The organism is Limosilactobacillus sp., assembly GCF_022482365.1.
Classification (GTDB): Bacteria; Bacillota; Bacilli; order Lactobacillales; family Lactobacillaceae; genus Limosilactobacillus.
Map to the genome: position 1 here is coordinate 223,262 of NZ_JAKVPE010000001.1, position 17,576 is coordinate 240,837.

Sequence of the window (17,576 nt, forward strand, 5' to 3'; positions counted from 1 at the left end):
GTTTCTGTTGGAATTAGTCCTGACCAAGCAACTTGGTGAGGTCGTCGAAGAAGGTCGGGTAGGACACCGCCACCGCCGCCGCATTCTGCAGCTGCAGGGGCTGCGGGCTCTTCAGGGCGGCAATCGCGTCCATCATCCCCAGCCGGTGGTCGCCGTAGCTGTCCAGGTGCGAATCCTGGATATCCCAGTCCGGCCGGCCGTCGATCACCATGCCATCCGGCAGTTCGGTTACCGCGACGCCGAGCTTGCGGAGCTCCGCCACCACCGTCTTGATCCGGTCGGTTTCCTTGACCCGCAGCTCCTGGGCCCCGGTAATCCGGGACCGTCCGTTTGCGCAGGCGGCAAGCAGGGCTACCAGCGGCAGTTCATCAATAACAGCGGGAACGTCTTCGGCCCCAAGCTCGATTGGCTTGAGTGTGCTGGTCGCAATGGTGATGTCGCCCTGGGGTTCGCCGGGGCCGTCAAGCGGGGTGATTTCCAGCTGGGCACCCATCTTCTTGAGCACAGTCAGAATGCCTGTCCGGGTGGGGTTCAGGTTTACCCCGGTCAGCGTGACCTTGGAGTGGGGAACGATTGCCGCGGCAACCAGGAAGAAGGCAGCGGAGGATATGTCCCCGGGTACCGTAATTTCCTGCCCCACAAGCGGTGCCCCGGGAGTCACCGTGATGGTCTTCCCACTGGTCTGAATGTCCGCGCCAAACTGACGCAGCATGATCTCGGTATGGTCACGGGTCGGCAGCTTTTCAACGATGGTTGACGGCTCCGTGGCCTGGAGGGCGGCGAAGATGAGGGCGCTCTTCACCTGGGCGGAGGCGACCTTCATCTGGTAGTGGGTCCCGTGGAGCGGGTGGCCGATAATCGTTGCCGGCAGGGTTCCCTCAGGACTGAGCCGGACCTCGCCCCCGAAGCTCTTCAAGGGTTCGCTGACCCGCTTCATCGGCCGGGACTCCAACGATTGGTCACCGGTGAGGGTGGTTGAGAAATTGCTGCCCGCGAGAATGCCCATCATCAGGCGGGTCGTCGTTCCCGAATTGCCCATGTCCAAGGGGTGCGTTGGTGCCTGGAGCCTGTCAAAGCCGGTACCGTGAACCACGATGTCTTCACCCGTCGCGTCGATCCTGACGCCGAGGTCACGGAAGGCCTGGAGGGTGGAAAGGCAGTCATTGCCCTTTAGAAAATGGTGGATGGTGGTGGTGCCCTGACTGACGGCACCGATCATGATGGCCCGGTGGGAGATGCTCTTGTCCCCGGGAACAGCCAGGCTGCCATGTAGCCCGGTCGAATGTGCGCTTGGTAAATTCTTCATTGAAAGGTGCCTCCCTAAATAACTAGAAGTTTGCGAGTTGGTGGCGGTATTCTGCGATCCCCGCCTGCAGCCGCGTCAGGCTGGCGGCCTCGAAGGTATCGGTGATCGCCTTGGCCAGTTCGATTGCGACCACGTTTTCGACCACGAGCGAGGCCGGCACGATGGCGGTGACGTCGGATCGTTCCACGTTGGCCTTCAGCTTTTCCTTGGTGTTGATGTCGACGGTCTGCAGTGGCTTGTAGAGGGTCGGGATGGGTTTCATCGCCGCGTTGATGATGATCGGCATTCCGTTGGTCATTCCGCCCTCGAAGCCGCCGAGGTGGTCGGACAGGCGAGAAAAGCCCTGACCGACTTGGTAGTCGATCTCGTCCATGACCTGGCTGCCGGGAGCCTTGGCAACATCGAAGCCGTCCCCGAAGCTGACGCCCTTGATTGCGTTGACGCCCATGACCGCCCCGGCAAGTTTAGCATCGAGCTTGGTGTCCCAGCTGATGTAGGAACCCAGCCCGGCCGGCACGTTTTGGGCCACTACCCGGATCAGCCCCCCCAGGGAATCCCCGGCGCGCTTCGTCGAGTCGATTAGCTGGTGAATTGATTCGACCTGGTCCTGGTTGAGGATTCGCAGGTCGTTTTGCTGAATCTTTTGCTGAATCTGGGCAACGTCCAACAGCGGCTCGGCCTCGACGTGGATCGAGCCAACCTGCTGGACAAAGCCGACCAGGCGGATGTCTAAAGCGGCAAGCAATTGTTCACAGACGTTGCCGATGGCGACCCGCATGGCGGTTTCCCGGGCGGACGAACGCTCTAGGACGTTCCGCAGGTCGCGGTGGTTGTACTTCATCCCCCCAACCAGGTCGGCGTGGCCCGGCCGCGGGTGTTCGACCTTACGGACCGTGTTGGCAGGTGTGGCCGGGCTGATCGGGTCCATGATCCGGGACCAGTTGGCGTGATCGCGGTTCTGGATAACCAGGGCGATCGGTGAGCCCAGGGTGACGCCGTGGCGGACACCCCCGACGATTTGGACCTGGTCGTGCTCGATCTTCTGACGGTTGCCCCGACCGTAGCCACCTTGGCGGGCGGCCAAGGCCGCGTTGATTTGGTCGACGTCAAGGTGCAGTCCGGCGGGAATTCCTTCAATGATTCCCGTCAGCTGTGGGCCGTGTGATTCTCCGGCAGTAATAAAGTTCATTTTATTCATCCTTTCGTAATGCTTCTTCGTAAGCGCGTGATTGGTGCATGATCTCTTGGAAAACGGCGGCGATAAAAGGTGCCTTTTGGGGATCGGCAACTGCCGCTTCGACCTGCTTTAGGACGGCGGTTTCCCGCTGGGGGTCCAGGACGGGCAGGTGGTGTTCTTCCTTATAATAGTTGACCTGAGTCACCGCGGTGAAACGTTCTTCCAATAGCTTGACGAGCGCGGCGTTGAGCTGGTTGATCGACTGACGTGCTTGGTCTAGTTCGTTCATAGCAATTATCTCCTTTACCTCTATTATGCGCGCTTTTGGCCCTTTTGTAAGCAGGCCAGGGCGATCATTAAGAGTGTCCCGACGATGCCGACGAAAATGTCGCCGCCAAAGGTGAGGGTGATGCTGCTGGTGGAGAGGACCCCAGTGATCAGCGGCACGGTGAATGAGGCGATCGAGCCGAAGAAGTAGAAGATCCCGGTGATCATGCCCCGGTGCTGGGGAAACATGTTCATGAAGACGGTCAGGCCGGTCTGCATGACCCCCGAAGCGGCGGAAAGCCCGAAGACGAAGGCGGCCGCGTTGGCTACGAGGACGTTTTGGCCGGCCAGCAGGATGACGGCCAGGGCGCAGACGGCAGTCAGGTTCAAGCCCACCAGCAGGATCAATTCGTTAGCGTTGTGCTTGAGCAGGAAGAAGAGGGCGATTACGCCGGCCATCGAACCAATGCTGTAGCAGGAGAGGACGGTGTGGGCGGCCAGGTTGCCGAAGTGAAAGGCCCGTTGGGTGAAGAGGGTGATCCACTGGGTGAACCAGATCATCAGGGCCATTGAGGTGTAGCCGTATGCCAAGAGAATAATGGTTGAGAGAACCTTCTTGGCCTTGCCCTGCCGCAGCTGGGGCTGGTGCAGCTTAACGTGTTCGGCTTTCTTGATGGTTGGAAAACGCAGGGTTGCCATGTTGACAATGTTGATGATCAGGAGGGCGGCCATGATGATGAAGGACCAGCCGAACCAGAGGTTGTTAGCGTTGAGGCTGGCAACGATCAGGGGCAGGATGAATTCACCGATCGACATGAAGCCCTTGATCAGGATGGTGTCGTAGCCATTGCCATCATTCATTTCGACCAAGGTGGTGTAGGTCCCGGCATCCAGGGCCGAGTTGGCAATTCCGGCAAGAATTGCCAGGCAGTATGCGACCGGGACGCTGTGGGTCATGACCATGCCCAGGGCAAAGATGAGGTAGGAGAACATCCCGATATTGACCAGGAGCTTACGGCTCAGGAGGTCGGCGAGGCTCCCGGTGATCAGGTAGGAGATCAGCCGGCCGATGCCGACGCCGGAGATGACGAAGGAAACGGTCTTGACCGGGACGGCCCACGCCCCACCCAACGCAACCATGTTTTGGGCGAGGATGATCAGACCGAAGCCGTGAACCAGGTAATTGAGGTAGAGGCTGGCGGTCAGGCGTTTTCGATTAACTTGTGAATTTGTACTTACTGTTGCTTGCATTTGGATCGACTCCCTTGATTAAAAACGAAAAGGACCAGCTAGTTGAGACGTTGCTCAATCTAGCTGGTCCTTCAGGCTTTGTTGACAAGTAGCCGGGTGAAAGATGAATGAACTCTGCTAGATTGCTGTCCCCAGCAGAGCGTCATTAATGAGACTATGCTGAGGTACGAACGTCCCGTCCGCACCTCCAAGCGCGGACATTAATTCATGTCAGCATAGCTATAAAACTTCGTCAGCATTAATGACTTATGATTCATCGTTACTCTTCCTTTCGTTTGATGTTGATATTATTAAAACATTCTCATTTTATTTTGTCAACCGCTAATTTCAATTTAATTTTTCACTTGTTGATCGATGGTGGGGCGCTATAATGGTTATTAATACGACGAGGGGGAGAATAATGGCAAAAAAGGAATCCGTTTTTACGAAGGATGTCGTCTTAGTAATGATGGCGTCGTTCTTCTTTATTTTTTCAAATATGTACTGCAACCCGCTGATCAACGGCTACGCTAAGGAGCTGGGGGCCTCCAGCGCTTTTGCCGGCGTTATCGTCGGCATGATGAGCATCGTCGCCATGTTCTTGCGGCCGATCGTCGGGAACTTGACGGACCGCTTTTCCAAGTACCGCTTGGCGCTCTGGGGCGGCCTGCTTTCGTTCATCGGGGTCGCCGGCTACGTCTTGACGCCCAACAGCGGCTTGCTGATCGTCTTCCGGCTGATCAACGGGACCGGCTATGTTCTCTGCACGGTCTGCATGACGACCTGGCTGTCCTATCTGGTGCCACTGGCGCACGTGGGTGAGGCGATGAGCTTTTACGGGATCATGAACGCCCTGGCGATGGCCTGTGCCCCGGCCGTTTCGATTAACCTCTATCACGTCATCGGTTACCGGCCGGCAATCATCATTTCAGCGTTTTCGGCATTGATGGTGGTGGTAACGGTCCAGTTCGTTTCCGACCGGGCCCAGCCGAGTCCCAAACAGGTGGCGGCGGCCAAGGCTGGGCACCTGAAGCTGATTCAAAAGGACTGCATCCCGATTGCCTTGATCGTGGCTCTGATTGCGATGCCCTATTTTACCACCCAGGCGGACATCGTGACCTACACCGAGCAGGCTCACATCCCGGTGGCGGTCGGCTTCTACTTCCTGATCTACGCGGCGGTCTTGGTCCTCAGTCGGATCTTTTTGCGCAACCAGTTTGACACGGTTCGCTTTGGCGTCTGGCTCTACGTCAGCGTGATCGCCACCGTTTTTTACCTGTTGATGCTGATTTTTATGCAAAACAACTGGCAGATGGCCCTGGCCGCGATCGGGATGGCCGTCGCCTACGGGTTGCTGTATTCGGTTTGTCAGTCGACTGCGATGATGCTAGCGCCGTCGAGCGAGCGGGGACTGGCCTCAGCGACCTTCTTCCTCGGCCTGGACGTTGGGATGTCGTTTGGCCCGATCATCGCCGGCCTGGTCGATACCTACCTGCCGATCAGGGCCTTCTACCTCGTCTGGTTAATCACGGTGCCGCTGATTCTCATAATCTACTGGGCCAACCGGAAGAAACTAAACTCCGCGGTTTCGCGACACTAATAAAAAGCGAGTGTGACCAAAAATGATTGATCACATTCGCTTTTTATGGTTGAGCAGACTTCGCGGGCTGACTGGATTCAGCCGGGTGAGTGGTTATCGGTTTGGCCGCTGCCGGTGCCTTGAGTCGGGCGTTTTCCTTTTGCAGGCGGTCGATTTGCTGACGAAGCTTGGCGACCTCCTTTGGTGAGACCTTGGATTCACGCAAGGCCTTGAGTTCCTTGGTGACCTTGAGGTGGTTGGTCCAGGAGAGGAGGTAGATGATCAGTGCCCCGATCAGCATGCAGATCAAGATCAGGAGAACCAGTGGCGTCTTGACCGTGCCAAAGAGCAGGTTGACTTTGACGGTGGCCGTGTTGAGGAGGGCAAAGATGACGAAGACGATTAAAAGAATGATCGAAACGATCAGGGTTGATTGCTTTTTCACAAGAAAACTTCCTAACTTTAATAAACTAGCCTTAGTATAGCATTTCTAATAGATCAGCGGTGCAATTGCTTGCTGGAACCATTGGTGGGCGCCTGGGGATGTGGGGTCGACAACCGGGGCGCGCCGGACTAATTCGTCGGCGACGTTAAAAAGGCCCAATTGTCCCTTAACGGGGAGGGGCTGAATCCAGTAGGAGCCGCCGGGACCAAAGGGGGCGAGCTGCCAGCCGCAATCACGATTGCCGTACTGAATAACATCGACTAAGCGAACGACACAGATCGCGTGGCCGGGGACGCCACCATGAACTTTTTTGGCGGTTCCACAGATTAATAAATCGCCACGGTAATTGGTTGACCAGGTTCGGTACTCGATGGTTTTGGTACCGCGGAAAATCTCCATTGCATAATCGGCACGAATCGAAAGAGCCTTCATTTAAATTATTCCTCCTCAGCAATAAAAAAGGGAGTGGAACAGAACTCGCTTGCGAGTTCGTCTTTCCACCCCCGCGAGGCTGGCTAGGCGTCCTGGACGTTGATTTATCAACGTTCAGGATCCAGCCAGCTACCGCGCTGTAGCATTTATAGCTGTATAACAGCAAAAAGGCTGGGTTAGGTCCCAGCCTTTTTTAGGTTAAGCAAGTACAGCTAATGAATTAGTTGTTGCCTTCCAGCTTTGCCCAACCATTCTTAGCAACTTCGGCCAGTGCAGAAGCAGAAGCATCCATTGCCTTTTGTTCACGTTCGTCAAGTGGAACTTCGATGATCTTAGCAATCCCGTTAGCGTTGATAACGGCAGGAGTACCAAGGTAGATTGGTTCGTTGACGCCGTATTGACCGTCCATTGGGGCACCAACAGGCAGAACAGCGTTTTCGTCCCGCAGGATGGCACGAGAAATCCGCATCAGGCAGGTAGCAACACCGTAGTAGGTAGCACCCTTCCGGTTAATGATTTCGTAAGCCTTGTTACGAACGTCGTCTTCGATCTTCAGCAGTTGGTCCATGGAAACGTTGTGTTCCTTGGCAATTTCCAGTAATGGCTTGCCACCGATCGTAGCGCTGGAGTAAGCAGCAAATTCGGAATCACCGTGTTCAGCCATGATGTTTGCCATTACGTCGCGTGGGTCAACATCGAACAGGTTGGCCAGGGCAATCCGCAGACGTGAGGAGTCCAGTGAAGTACCGGAGCTGATAACCTTGTTCTTTGGGAAGCCAGAAAGCTTTTGAACAGCGTAAGTCAGGATGTCAACTGGGTTGGCAGCAACCAGGAAGATTCCTTGGAAGCCGGACTTAACGATTGGTTCAACAACGGACTTCATGATCTTGAGGTTCTTGTCAACCAGTTCTAGACGGGTTTCACCAGGCTTTTGTGCGGCACCAGCAGTGATAACTACCAAGTCAGCATCTGCGCAGGTGTCGTAGTCGGCAGCGTAAACCTTCTTAGGAGCAGTGAAGACAGTTGCATCTTCAAGGTCCAGCTTGTCACCTTCAGCGTGCTTCTTGTTGATATCAACAAGGGCTAATTCTTCAGCCAGGCCTTGTTGTACCATAGCGTAAGCGTAACTGGAACCAACGGCACCGTCACCAACGAGAACAACTTTTTGATGATTCTTAGACATAATAGACAGTCTCCCTTTCATCCGATATATGCATTTTGAGAATTTCCTCTCGTATTCGATTATAGCATTCCTTGTGAAAAATGCTATAACTTTGTGAAATAAGTTTCATTTTTGTCGCGAAAGCGTGTTAATTATTACGATAATTTAGTTAAATGCGCCGTAGCCGGCGACCAGTAGGGCCAGGATAACCACCGGCCACAACAAAACGTGGACCAGTGCTCCAATCAATAGGAGGACAAAGATGATTCCCAGAACCTTCAGGGTAAAGATTCCCAGCTTCCAGAGAATCCACAGTCCTAAGATTAACAATAAAATACTCATTATATTTGTTCACCTCAAGTTAAAAATCTGAAGCTTGTGGACAGAAGTATAGCACCACCCAACGGAGCGTGGTATAGTAAGGAGAAAACTTTGGCACTTTCTTAACCATGTGATAAAATATAGATATCTGAATGGCTGATTATACGACAATTAGCTACGAATATACGCTGGAGGAGGTGGTTACCATTCTGAATCGAACCAAGCACTTTATGCGCGAAAATGATTTGATGTATAAAAAAGAGTACATTCGTCCAATGATGACGCCACAGCACGTCTACGTCTTTCGGTTTGGTAAACACAGACTAAACAATCGGGTAATCATTCGGTATTCCCATACGTGGACTGGTCGTCTGCGCATCAACGAAATTGATGTCCGACTTCATCATCAGCATCACCCGCGGATTTTTCTGACGGAAGCCGATTTGATCGACTACTTAAAGCATCACATGGAAAAAGAGAAGCGTCGGGAGCAAGAACGATCACGTACCGATGATGACGATGATGCGGAATAAGTGATCGGGTAATTGATCGTGACCATTAAGTGGCCACGATTTTGTCATTTAAAGGAGGAAAACAAATGGACTGGACAGCAATCACGGTCGTGACCTCAAGCGAGGCCGTCGAAGCCGTTAGCTACATTCTCACCAACGAGGGAGCGCAGGGGGTCCAAATCGATGACGCCGCCGACTTTGCCAAGCTCAAGCCGGGGCGGTATGGCGATCACGGCGAGATCATTGATCCCCAAGAAATTCCCCACCGCAAGTCCGGCGCGGCGGTCACCGGCTACTTCCCGGCTAAGACCTTTGTGCCGGAACTTTTACCGACGATTCGCCAGCGGGTGGCCAAGCTCAAGGATTACGGGCTCAATCCGGGTGAAAATGATGTTACTTCCGCAGTGGTCGATAATCAGCAGTGGTCGACGGTTTGGCAAAAGTACTACCACCCGCTGCGGGTCACCAACGAACTGACCATCGTGCCCGAGTGGGAGGACTACCAACCCCAGCAACCACAAGAAAAGCTTCTGATCCTGGATCCGGGGATGGCCTTTGGGACCGGAACTCACCCGACGACCGAACTGATGCTCCAGGCACTGGAGAAGGTCATTCGTGGTGGCGAATCTGTCTTGGACGTCGGCACCGGTTCCGGCGTCCTCAGCATTGCGGCCAAGCAACTGGGGGCCGGGGACGTGACCGCCTACGACATTGATTCGGTCGCCGTTCGCTCTGCCAAGAAGAACCTGGCGCTCAACCCGGTTGCTGCCGACGTCAAGGTGGGCGTCAACAGCCTCCTGGACGGCATTCACACCCAGGTCGATGTGGTAGTGGCTAACATTTTGGCCGAGATCATCGTGCCCCTGGTTCCCCAGGCCTTCGAAAACCTCAAGCCCGGTGGCTACTTCTTGACCTCGGGAATCATTGATGACAAGGCTGACCTGGTCCGGAAGACGATCAAGGACCAAGGGATGATTATTGACAGTGAGACGAAGATGAAGGATTGGCACGGGATCATTGCCCACAAGCCGAGCGGGGATGAAGACTGATGCAACGCTACTTTTTAAATGCGACGGCTGACCAGGGGACCCTGGAGCTGCCCAAGGAGATTGCCCACCACCTGGTGACGGTCCTGCGCGCCCAGCCGGGAGACCAAGTTGAATTGGCACTGGCCGATCGACAGGTTTACCTGGCTAGCGTTGTGAATACTAAGCCAGCCCGGGTGGAGATTATCAAAAACCTGCACCGGAATAGTGAGCTGCCCATCCACGTCACCTTGCTGTGCGGCCTGCCTAAGACCAAGGAAAAGCCGGAGTTGATTGTGCAAAAGGCGACTGAGCTCGGGGCCGAGCAAATTGTCTTCTTTGAATCAACCCGGTCCGTCAGCCACTGGAACGCCAGCAAGCAGGACAAAAAACTTGCTCGCCTGCAAAAGATTGCCGACGGAGCGGCCGAACAGTCGCACCGCAACCTGCAGCCGACGGTGGCCTATTGTCCGAACCTGACTCAGGCACTGGCGACTTATCAGGCCGATGCGCGGGTCGTTGCCTGGGAGGAGTCGGCCAAGCAGGGTGAGACTAGTGCCCTTCACCAGGTGCTTTCCCAGCTAACGGCGGGTCAGTCGATTGTGGCAATCTTTGGGCCCGAGGGTGGTTTGACGGAGCAGGAGATCGATCAGATGACGGCGGCCGGTGTCGTTCCGGTTGGCCTGGGTCCCCGGATTCTGCGTACGGAAACGGCGCCGCTTTATTTCATGGCCGCCGTGTCCTACGCCAGTGAATTAGCACTTCAGCGACGTTAAGGCCGGGCGAACTGTGATACAATAAAGCAAATTAATAATAGATAATAAGGTGTTGAAGAGAATGGCAAGAATTAAGATTGGACGGTTGAGTTTTGACAAGTGGTTATGGGGATTGGGCATAGTCTTTGGGATGCTGATCCCGGTGCTGACGCATAAGCTCCCGTTTTTACCCCGGGTGCAATGGGTGGAGATTGTCCTGCTGCTAATCAACGGGATCTATAGCATCTGGCTGGGCCGTTACCTGGCTCGCAAGGAAATGTCGACCTGGCTGCTGCTGGTCTTCCCCGGGTTGTTCCTGATCGCGGCGTACTTCTTCCTGCCACGCTACACGTACTTTTTGGCACCGGCCTACTGGGCAATTAGCTACCTGGCGTGTGCAATGCGTCGGGAATAATGATAATAGGGGGGACTGGGAATGTCACAGACGAAGGAATTAACGCACGACGATGTCCAAAAAATCGTCTCTTCATATATGAATGATGACCACGTGGCACTGGTTGAGAAGGCCTACCGGTTTGCGTCCATTTGCCATCGGGACCAGCGGCGCAAGTCGGGTGAGCCCTACATTATTCACCCGATCCAGGTGGCGGGGATCCTTGCCAACCTCCACATGGACCCGGAAACGGTGTGTGCGGGTTACCTGCACGACATTGTTGAGGATACCGGGGCTACCCTGGGTGACATCAAGGAGCTCTTTGGCCCAACGATTGCCCTGATTGTCGACGGTGACACCAAGCTGGGCAAGATTCACTATAAGTCCAACCGGGAACAGATGGCAGCGACCCACCGGAAGCTCCTGCTGGCGATGTCAAAGGACATTCGGGTGATGATTGTTAAGCTGGCCGACCGGCTGCACAACATGCGGACCTTGCAGCATCTGCGGCCCGACAAGCAGCGCCGGATTTCCAACGAAACGCTGGAGATCTACGCCCCGATTGCCGACCGACTGGGGATCAGCACGATCAAATGGGAGCTAGAGGACCTCTCTCTGCGCTACCTGAATCCGCAACAGTACTACCGGATTGTGCACCTGATGAACTCACGGCGAGACCAGCGAGTGGCTTACATCAACCACGCCATTGAGCTGATCAAGGATTCGCTCAAGGACCTTAAGCTGGGGCCGAATGTCGAAATCTACGGACGCCCGAAGCACATCTACTCGGTCTACCGCAAGATGGTGACCCAGCACAAGCAGTTCAGCCAGATCTATGACCTCCTGGCGATCCGGGTCGTGGTCGATACGATCAAGGACTGCTATGCCGTGCTGGGGGCCATTCACACGAGCTGGAAGCCGATGCCGGGACGGTTCAAGGACTACATCGCGATGCCGAAGACCAACGGCTACCAATCTCTGCATACCACGGTGATTGGGCCGGAAGGACGGCCGCTGGAAGTCCAGATCCGGACCCACCACATGCACGAGGTGGCCGAATACGGGGTTGCTGCTCACTGGGCTTACAAGGAAGGCAAGACCAACGGCGTTCAACAGACCCTCGACAGCCGCAAGCTCAACGTGGTTAAGGAAATCCTGGAGCTGCGGAAGGAAAGCAACGGGACCGACGAGTTCATGCAGGGCATCCAGAGCGACGTCTTTGCCGACAAGGTTTACGCCTTTACGCCGAAGGGTGACGTAATCGAAATGCCGGTGGGCTCTGGACCCCTGGACATGGCCTACCAGATCCACACCGAGGTCGGCAATCACACCACCGGGGCCAAGGTTAACGGCCGGATCGTTCCCCTGGATTACGAAATCAAGAACGGGGACATCGTTGACATCCTGACCTCTTCCTCCTCAGCGGGGCCGAGTCAGGACTGGCTCGACCTGGTCAAAACACGGCGGGCACGGAACAAGATTCGGCAGTTCTTCCGGGCCCACAACCGGGACGAGAACATCGAGACGGGTAAGCAGATGATCGCCACCCAACTCCATGATGCCGGCTATGATCCGCTGGCCCTGATGACCGAGGAGAAGAGCGTCCAGGTTGCCCAGGCAATGCACTACAACACAGCTGACGACATGTTCGCGGCGGTTGGCTTCGGCGACCTGGCACCGGTGGGCGTGCGGAATCGTTTCACTGCCGACATCCGGCAAAAGGAACGATCCGATCGCCAGGCGGCCGCCCAAAAGGCCCTCCTGGAGGATCACGAGACCCTGGAGAAGCCGAGCGAAAAGACCAAGGTCAAGCAGGCCAAGGCCTCCAGCGAAGGGGTCGTGGTCGAGGGCGTCGACAACATGCTGGTCCGGCTCAGCCATTGCTGCGACCCGGTTCCGGGTGATTCGATCGTCGGCTACATCACCAAGGGCCGCGGGGTTTCCATCCACCGGGCGGACTGCCCAAACATTGCCAATGCTGAGAAGAGTGGGCAGCGGCTGGTGACCGTCTACTGGGCCAACCCGAATGGCGATAAGACCAACTACGACGCCGACATCGAGGTTCAAGGCTACAACCGCAACGGGATGCTCAATGATATCCTGCGCTCGATCAATAACAGCACCCGCTTCTTGAACTCGGTCAACGGGAAGGTCGATCACAATAAGATGGTGACGATCAGCCTGACGATTGGGGTCCGCAACCTCCAGCAGCTGGAACTGATCATGAACGCCCTCAAGAACATCAAGGACGTTTACGTGGTCAAGCGGGTTATTCACTAGAAAGGAATTAAAAAGATGCGAATTGTATTGCAAAAGGTGAGTCACGCCCAGGTTAGCATTGACGGCACGGTCGTCGGCAAGATCGGCCCGGGCTACATGCTTTTGGTTGGCTTTGCTCCAGACGACACCGACGAACAACTCGACTACCTGGTTCATAAGGTGGTCAACCTGCGGGTCTTCGAGGACGAAAACGGTAAGATGAACAAGGGGCTCAAGGATGTCAACGGTGAAATCCTGTCGATCTCCCAGTTCACCCTCTATGCCGATACCCGTCACGGGAACCGGCCGGGCTTCACCGACGCCGCCAGACCAGAGATCGCCGAACCACTCTATGACCGCTTCAACGAGAAGCTGGCGGCAACCGGGGTTCACGTCGAAACCGGACGCTTCGGTGCTGACATGCAGGTCGATCTGGAAAACGACGGGCCGATCACGATTATCTATGAAAAATAACGTTAAAAGGAGTTCCGCACCAAAACGGAACTCCTTTTCTATTAGTTAATATTGGCTAAGAATCCGGTCGACAGCATCACCGTAGCTTTCGCCGAAGAGGACCAAGTGCATGCAGAGGTAGTAGAACCGGTACCAGGGTAGGCGGTCATTGATGCCTGGGGTAAAGGGGTACTGGGCGGCGTAGGCCTGGTAGAATTCCTGGTCGAAGCCCCCGAAGACGGTCGTCATTGCCAGGTCGAATTCGCGATCCCCGTAAACGGCGTCGGGATCAATCAGGTAGGGCTCGTCGTTTGCAAACATGAAGTTGCCGGCCCAGAGATCCCCGTGCAGGAGACTGGGCTTAACGGTGTGCTCCTGGTAGTAGGCGGTGAACTGCTTGACAAGCTGGTCAAAGTGCTCCTGACGCCAGCGGTTCCAGCGGCCGCGCTCTGCGGCGACCTTGACCTCGGGCAAGAGGCGCTGGTTGACGTAAAAGTCCGCCCAGCTCCGGTTCCAGGAATTATCCTTCACCAGGGCCTTGGTGCGGTGGTTGTCGACAAAGCCAAACTGGCCGTTGGCACTCTCCTGCTGGTGCATGGTGGCCACCGCCCGACCGAGCGCGGCCTGGCTGCCGGCGCTCTCGTCCAGCCAGTTGAGGACCAGGTAGGCGTTGCCGTCAATCACGCCATTGTGCAGCGGTGTCGGAGTGTTGGTGACCTTGCCGATCGCCTTTAAGCCGTTGATTTCGTGTTGAAAGTAGGTCGCCGGCTGGTTGGGCTGGATCTTGATGAAGTAGGAATGCCCATCGGCCTCGATGCGGTAGGATTCGTTGATGTCCCCGCCGCTGACCGGTTGGAAGCTGTCCAGCTTTTTGAAGGGCAGCTGTGCAAACCAGGCTTGATTTAACTTACTCATAAAAACCACTTCCTTTCCTCTAATCCTAAGGTTAATCGGGGGAAAAGCAAGGCAGCGTATTGACTTTCGGAGGGGAGACGAGTAAGGTAAAAACTGAAAATTTGATATTCGTGACCGATAATAAAAGAATGCTCGACCACTAGGAAAGACAGCGAGCGGGGTTGGTGTAAGCCCGTATGACGAGTGCTCGATTGACGCTTTTTAGGTTTGGGACGTGTCCCCGTCAGAGTCTGACGTTATCATGAGTAGATACCAAGGTGGTACCGTGCATTTGCACCCTTGCAGTCGGCAGGGGCGCTTTTTTATTATTTTCATGGATAAAAAGGAGCAGAACAAGAGAATGAAGCGAACTAATTACGCTGGGGACACCAGCGAACAACAAGTTGGTCAAGAAGTCGTCCTCAAGGGTTGGGTGGCCAAGCGCCGGAATCTCGGTGGCCTGATCTTCATCGACCTGTGGGACCGCGAAGGCATCGTTCAGCTGGTCTTCAACGAAAAAGAAAATCCGGAGGCCTTCAAGGTGGCTAACGCGGTGCGGAACCAATACGTCCTGGAGGTCCAGGGGAAGGTTCAATTGCGGGCCGAAAAGGAAATCAACCCCGACATGAAGACTGGGAAGGTCGAAGTTGCCGTTGAGACGATCAAGGTCCTGGCCCAATCCGAAACGACGCCGTTCGACATTACCGACGGCGTGGACGCTTCCGAGGATCTGCGGATGAAATACCGCTACCTCGACCTGCGGCGGCCGGAAATGATGAAGAAGCTGATGCTGCGGTCCAAGGTGACCCACGTCGTTCACCGTTACTTTGAAAAGAACGGCTTCCTGGACGTGGAAACCCCTGACCTGACCCGGTCCACGCCAGAAGGGGCCCGGGACTACATCGTGCCTTCCCGGGTTTATCCTGGTCACTTCTATGCCCTGCCGCAGTCACCCCAGCTTTTCAAGCAATTGCTGATGGCCGCTGGGGTCGACAAGTACTACCAGATCGCCAAGTGTTTCCGGGACGAGGACCTGCGTGGTGACCGTCAGCCGGAATTCACCCAGATCGATACCGAAATGAGCTTTGCGACGCCGGAAGAGATCCAGGACATGACGGAAGGTCTGATCAAGGACGTCATGAAGGAAGTTCTCGGCATCGACGTTAAATTACCGTTCCCACGGATGGAATGGCAGGACGCCATGGACAAGTACGGGACTGACAAGCCAGACACCCGCTTTGGCATGCTGATCCACGACTTAAACGACATCGTCAAGGACTCCTCCTTCAAGGTCTTCTCCGGCACGGTTGCTGCGGGCAACTACGTCCGGGCAATCGCCGTTCCGGGTGGGGCCGACAAGTACTCCCGCAAGGACATCTCCAAGCAGGAAGACTACATCAAACGTTACGGCGCCAAGGGCCTGGCCTGGGTCAAGGTCACCGCGGACGGTTACAGCGGTCCGGTTGCCAAGTTCCTGGGTGACCAGGCTGACGCCATCAATGCCGAGTTGGGCGCCAAGACCGGTGACCTGATCCTCTTTGTTGCCGGCAGCTTCCACGTGGTTTGTGACTCCCTGGGCTACCTGCGGCGTCACTTTGGCGAAGAACTGGGGCTGACCAACCCGAACCAGTGGAACTACGTCTGGGTTGTCAACTGGCCAATGTTTGAATACGACGAAGGCTTCGGTAAGTGGATCGCGGCTCACCACCCGTTCACGATGCTCAACCCCGAAGACCTGCACTACTTAGAAGACGGCGAGGACCCGCACAAGGCCCACGCCCAGAGTTACGACATCGTCTTGAACGGTCAGGAAATTGGTGGGGGTTCCATCCGTATCCACGATCCAAAGGTCCAGGAGAAGGTTTTGAAGGCCCTCGGCTACACCAAGGAACGTGCCGAGGCCCGCTTCGGCTTTCTGCTTAAAGCCCTGACGCTGGGGATGCCGCCCGAGGGTGGTCTGGCCATTGGTTTGGACCGCTGGGTAATGTTCTTGGCCCAGGCCGACAACATTCGGGACGTCATCGCCTTCCCGAAGAACTCCAAGGCGGTCGAACCGCTGACGGCTGCACCTGGCAAGGTCAGTGCTCAGCAACTTGACGACCTGAAGATCGAGTTCGGTGACAAGGTTGACTACAAGTTGGATTAAAATGAAGAGCATCCTGGCGATGGCCGGGGTGCTTTTTTACTAAAAAGGGGACGACAAACTTGAAATTTGTGATTGCACCGGATTCGTTTAAAGGAAGCCTGACCGCCAAGGAGACGGCCCAGGCGATTGCCGACGGGTTGCGGCGGATCTTCCCGACTGCCGACTATAAGCTGGTCCCGATGGCTGATGGTGGGGAAGGCACCGTCCAGGCCCTGGTCGACGCCACGGCGGGCCGATTCATCGAAAGAAAGGTCACCGGACCCCTGGGCAAACCGGTTCGGGCCCAGTATGGCCTGCTGGGGGATGGACAGACAGCCGTGATTGAAATGGCCGCGGCCAGCGGGATCCAGTACGTCGATGAGCAGACCCATAACCCGCTGGTAACGACGACCTATGGCACCGGTGAACTGATCCAGGACGCGGCTCACCGCGGCGCTCGCCAGATCATCATCGGCCTGGGCGGCAGCGCGACAACCGATGGCGGCGCCGGGATGGCCCAGGCCCTCGGCGTCCACCTGCTGGATCAAGCCGGTCAGGAGTTGCCGGCCGGCGGGGGTGCACTGGATTGCCTTGCCAGAATTGACACCGGGGACCGCGATCCGGCGCTTGCCAGGGTCAAAATCAAGCTGGCCGCCGACGTCACCAACCCGCTGACTGGACCCCAGGGGGCGGCGGCCGTCTTCGGCCCGCAAAAGGGTGCCACCCCGGCGATGGTCCAAACGCTGGATGCCAACCTCCACCACTTTGCCCGTGTCGTTTGCCGGGACCTGGACGTAGATCTTGAGAAAACTGCTGGTGCCGGTGCCGCCGGGGGCCTGGGTTTTGGCCTGCTGGCCTTTACCAATGCCGAGATGCATCACGGGGTGGATCTGGTGATGGCCTGCAACCACCTGGCTGACCAGTTAGCGGGTGCCGACTATGTGTTTACCGGCGAGGGGAGTCTTGACTTTCAAACCCAGTTCGGCAAGGCGCCGTTCGGGGTCGCCCGGTTAGCGAGCCGGGTCGCTCCCGAAGCACCGGTGATTGGCCTGGCCGGTCGCCTGGGTCCGGGTGCCGCCAAATTATACGACTGTGGCTTCACGGCGCTCTTTGCTAGCCCGACCGGGGCGAAGAGCCTTCAAGCGGCCTGTGCAAGTGCGGTGGATGACCTAACGACGACGGCGGAAAACATTGCAAGGCTGATCAAAGTGCGTTGCCCATAAAGATGGCGGGATGTCAA

18 protein-coding genes are annotated in these 17,576 nt (G+C 56.0%); 9 read left to right on the forward strand and 9 right to left on the reverse strand.

Features of this window, described 5'->3' with window-relative positions; all coding sequences use genetic code 11:
- Window positions 1-13 precede the first annotated feature (13 nt).
- Genes aroA through LKE23_RS01105 form a run of 4 tightly spaced genes read right to left on the reverse strand, consistent with a single transcriptional unit; the run spans window position 14 to window position 4,001 of the window.
- On the reverse strand, window positions 14-1,306 hold the full coding sequence (gene aroA / locus LKE23_RS01090) for a 3-phosphoshikimate 1-carboxyvinyltransferase (RefSeq protein WP_291977636.1): 1,293 nt from the start codon (window positions 1,304-1,306) through the stop codon (window positions 14-16).
- A 22-nt stretch (window positions 1,307-1,328) separates the two neighbouring features.
- Complete coding sequence (gene aroC, locus LKE23_RS01095) at window positions 1,329-2,495, reverse strand: chorismate synthase (RefSeq protein ID WP_291977637.1); 1,167 nt, start codon at window positions 2,493-2,495, stop codon at window positions 1,329-1,331.
- Between the two features lies 1 nt (window position 2,496).
- Window positions 2,497-2,772: a chorismate mutase gene (locus LKE23_RS01100; RefSeq protein WP_291977638.1), complete on the reverse strand. Its 276-nt coding sequence runs from the start codon at window positions 2,770-2,772 to the stop codon at window positions 2,497-2,499.
- A gap of 23 nt (window positions 2,773-2,795) precedes the next feature.
- Window positions 2,796-4,001, reverse strand: a complete 1,206-nt coding sequence (locus tag LKE23_RS01105) for an MFS transporter (protein WP_291977640.1) — start codon at window positions 3,999-4,001, stop codon at window positions 2,796-2,798.
- A 400-nt stretch (window positions 4,002-4,401) separates the two neighbouring features.
- On the opposite strand from LKE23_RS01105, the gene LKE23_RS01110 reads away from it, so the two are divergent.
- Window positions 4,402-5,580 (forward strand): MFS transporter, encoded by a 1,179-nt coding sequence (locus tag LKE23_RS01110; RefSeq protein WP_291977641.1) that lies wholly within the window; start codon window positions 4,402-4,404, stop codon window positions 5,578-5,580.
- Window positions 5,581-5,623: 43 nt separating this feature from the next.
- Here LKE23_RS01110 and LKE23_RS01115 read toward each other — a convergent pair whose 3' ends face one another.
- The 4 genes from LKE23_RS01115 to LKE23_RS01130 form a co-directional block, all read right to left on the reverse strand.
- On the reverse strand, window positions 5,624-6,004 hold the full coding sequence (locus tag LKE23_RS01115; RefSeq protein ID WP_291977642.1) for a LapA family protein: 381 nt from the start codon (window positions 6,002-6,004) through the stop codon (window positions 5,624-5,626).
- 45 nt (window positions 6,005-6,049) lie between these two features.
- Window positions 6,050-6,436 (reverse strand): ASCH domain-containing protein, encoded by a 387-nt coding sequence (locus LKE23_RS01120; RefSeq protein ID WP_291977643.1) that lies wholly within the window; start codon window positions 6,434-6,436, stop codon window positions 6,050-6,052.
- A gap of 220 nt (window positions 6,437-6,656) precedes the next feature.
- Complete coding sequence (locus LKE23_RS01125) at window positions 6,657-7,619, reverse strand: L-lactate dehydrogenase (protein WP_291977644.1); 963 nt, start codon at window positions 7,617-7,619, stop codon at window positions 6,657-6,659.
- Window positions 7,620-7,763: 144 nt separating this feature from the next.
- Complete coding sequence (locus LKE23_RS01130) at window positions 7,764-7,940, reverse strand: hypothetical protein (RefSeq protein WP_291977645.1); 177 nt, start codon at window positions 7,938-7,940, stop codon at window positions 7,764-7,766.
- A gap of 209 nt (window positions 7,941-8,149) precedes the next feature.
- Here LKE23_RS01130 and LKE23_RS01135 point away from each other — a divergent pair, with 209 nt between their 5' ends.
- The 6 genes from LKE23_RS01135 (at window position 8,150) to dtd (ending at window position 13,338) form a co-directional block, all read left to right on the forward strand.
- Entirely contained in the window at window positions 8,150-8,452 is a 303-nt protein-coding gene (locus LKE23_RS01135) for a hypothetical protein (protein ID WP_291978303.1), read from the forward strand.
- Window positions 8,453-8,517: 65 nt separating this feature from the next.
- Window positions 8,518-9,480 carry a 50S ribosomal protein L11 methyltransferase gene (gene prmA, locus LKE23_RS01140; protein ID WP_291977646.1) on the forward strand — a complete coding sequence of 321 codons (963 nt, stop codon included), beginning with the start codon at window positions 8,518-8,520 and terminating at the stop codon, window positions 9,478-9,480.
- Window positions 9,480-10,232 (forward strand): 16S rRNA (uracil(1498)-N(3))-methyltransferase, encoded by a 753-nt coding sequence (locus LKE23_RS01145; protein ID WP_291977647.1) that lies wholly within the window; start codon window positions 9,480-9,482, stop codon window positions 10,230-10,232. The genes prmA and LKE23_RS01145 overlap by 1 nt, the downstream gene beginning before the upstream one ends.
- A gap of 61 nt (window positions 10,233-10,293) precedes the next feature.
- On the forward strand, window positions 10,294-10,626 hold the full coding sequence (locus tag LKE23_RS01150; RefSeq protein ID WP_291977648.1) for a hypothetical protein: 333 nt from the start codon (window positions 10,294-10,296) through the stop codon (window positions 10,624-10,626).
- A 21-nt stretch (window positions 10,627-10,647) separates the two neighbouring features.
- A complete protein-coding gene (locus LKE23_RS01155; protein ID WP_291977649.1) occupies window positions 10,648-12,885 on the forward strand; it encodes a RelA/SpoT family protein in 2,238 nt (745 codons plus the stop codon).
- 15 nt (window positions 12,886-12,900) lie between these two features.
- Complete coding sequence (gene dtd, locus LKE23_RS01160; protein WP_291977650.1) at window positions 12,901-13,338, forward strand: D-aminoacyl-tRNA deacylase; 438 nt, start codon at window positions 12,901-12,903, stop codon at window positions 13,336-13,338.
- 45 nt (window positions 13,339-13,383) lie between these two features.
- On the opposite strand, the gene LKE23_RS01165 is transcribed toward dtd, so the two are convergent.
- On the reverse strand, window positions 13,384-14,232 hold the full coding sequence (locus LKE23_RS01165; protein ID WP_291977651.1) for a fructosamine kinase family protein: 849 nt from the start codon (window positions 14,230-14,232) through the stop codon (window positions 13,384-13,386).
- A gap of 340 nt (window positions 14,233-14,572) precedes the next feature.
- Here LKE23_RS01165 and aspS point away from each other — a divergent pair, with 340 nt between their 5' ends.
- Together aspS and LKE23_RS01175 are read left to right on the forward strand one after the other, a co-directional pair.
- Window positions 14,573-16,357 (forward strand): aspartate--tRNA ligase, encoded by a 1,785-nt coding sequence (gene aspS, locus LKE23_RS01170; RefSeq protein WP_291977653.1) that lies wholly within the window; start codon window positions 14,573-14,575, stop codon window positions 16,355-16,357.
- A 59-nt stretch (window positions 16,358-16,416) separates the two neighbouring features.
- Window positions 16,417-17,559 (forward strand): glycerate kinase, encoded by a 1,143-nt coding sequence (locus LKE23_RS01175; RefSeq protein WP_291977655.1) that lies wholly within the window; start codon window positions 16,417-16,419, stop codon window positions 17,557-17,559.
- The last annotated feature ends 17 nt before the right edge of the window (window positions 17,560-17,576 follow it).

Bases quoted from the DNA above. Each gene is read 5' to 3' on its own strand.
- aroA (WP_291977636.1), bottom strand. From the start codon at position 1,306: ATGAAGAATTTACCAAGCGCACATTCGACCGGGCTACATGGCAGCCTG.
- aroC (WP_291977637.1), bottom strand. From the start codon at position 2,495: ATGAACTTTATTACTGCCGGAGAATCACACGGCCCACAGCTGACGGGA.
- LKE23_RS01100 (WP_291977638.1), bottom strand. From the start codon at position 2,772: ATGAACGAACTAGACCAAGCACGTCAGTCGATCAACCAGCTCAACGCC.
- LKE23_RS01105 (WP_291977640.1), bottom strand. From the start codon at position 4,001: ATGCAAGCAACAGTAAGTACAAATTCACAAGTTAATCGAAAACGCCTG.
- LKE23_RS01110 (WP_291977641.1), top strand. From the start codon at position 4,402: ATGGCAAAAAAGGAATCCGTTTTTACGAAGGATGTCGTCTTAGTAATG.
- LKE23_RS01120 (WP_291977643.1), bottom strand. From the start codon at position 6,436: ATGAAGGCTCTTTCGATTCGTGCCGATTATGCAATGGAGATTTTCCGC.
- LKE23_RS01125 (WP_291977644.1), bottom strand. From the start codon at position 7,619: ATGTCTAAGAATCATCAAAAAGTTGTTCTCGTTGGTGACGGTGCCGTT.
- LKE23_RS01130 (WP_291977645.1), bottom strand. From the start codon at position 7,940: ATGAGTATTTTATTGTTAATCTTAGGACTGTGGATTCTCTGGAAGCTG.
- LKE23_RS01135 (WP_291978303.1), top strand. From the start codon at position 8,150: ATGCGCGAAAATGATTTGATGTATAAAAAAGAGTACATTCGTCCAATG.
- prmA (WP_291977646.1), top strand. From the start codon at position 8,518: ATGGACTGGACAGCAATCACGGTCGTGACCTCAAGCGAGGCCGTCGAA.
- LKE23_RS01145 (WP_291977647.1), top strand. From the start codon at position 9,480: ATGCAACGCTACTTTTTAAATGCGACGGCTGACCAGGGGACCCTGGAG.
- LKE23_RS01150 (WP_291977648.1), top strand. From the start codon at position 10,294: ATGGCAAGAATTAAGATTGGACGGTTGAGTTTTGACAAGTGGTTATGG.
- LKE23_RS01155 (WP_291977649.1), top strand. From the start codon at position 10,648: ATGTCACAGACGAAGGAATTAACGCACGACGATGTCCAAAAAATCGTC.
- dtd (WP_291977650.1), top strand. From the start codon at position 12,901: ATGCGAATTGTATTGCAAAAGGTGAGTCACGCCCAGGTTAGCATTGAC.
- LKE23_RS01165 (WP_291977651.1), bottom strand. From the start codon at position 14,232: ATGAGTAAGTTAAATCAAGCCTGGTTTGCACAGCTGCCCTTCAAAAAG.
- aspS (WP_291977653.1), top strand. From the start codon at position 14,573: ATGAAGCGAACTAATTACGCTGGGGACACCAGCGAACAACAAGTTGGT.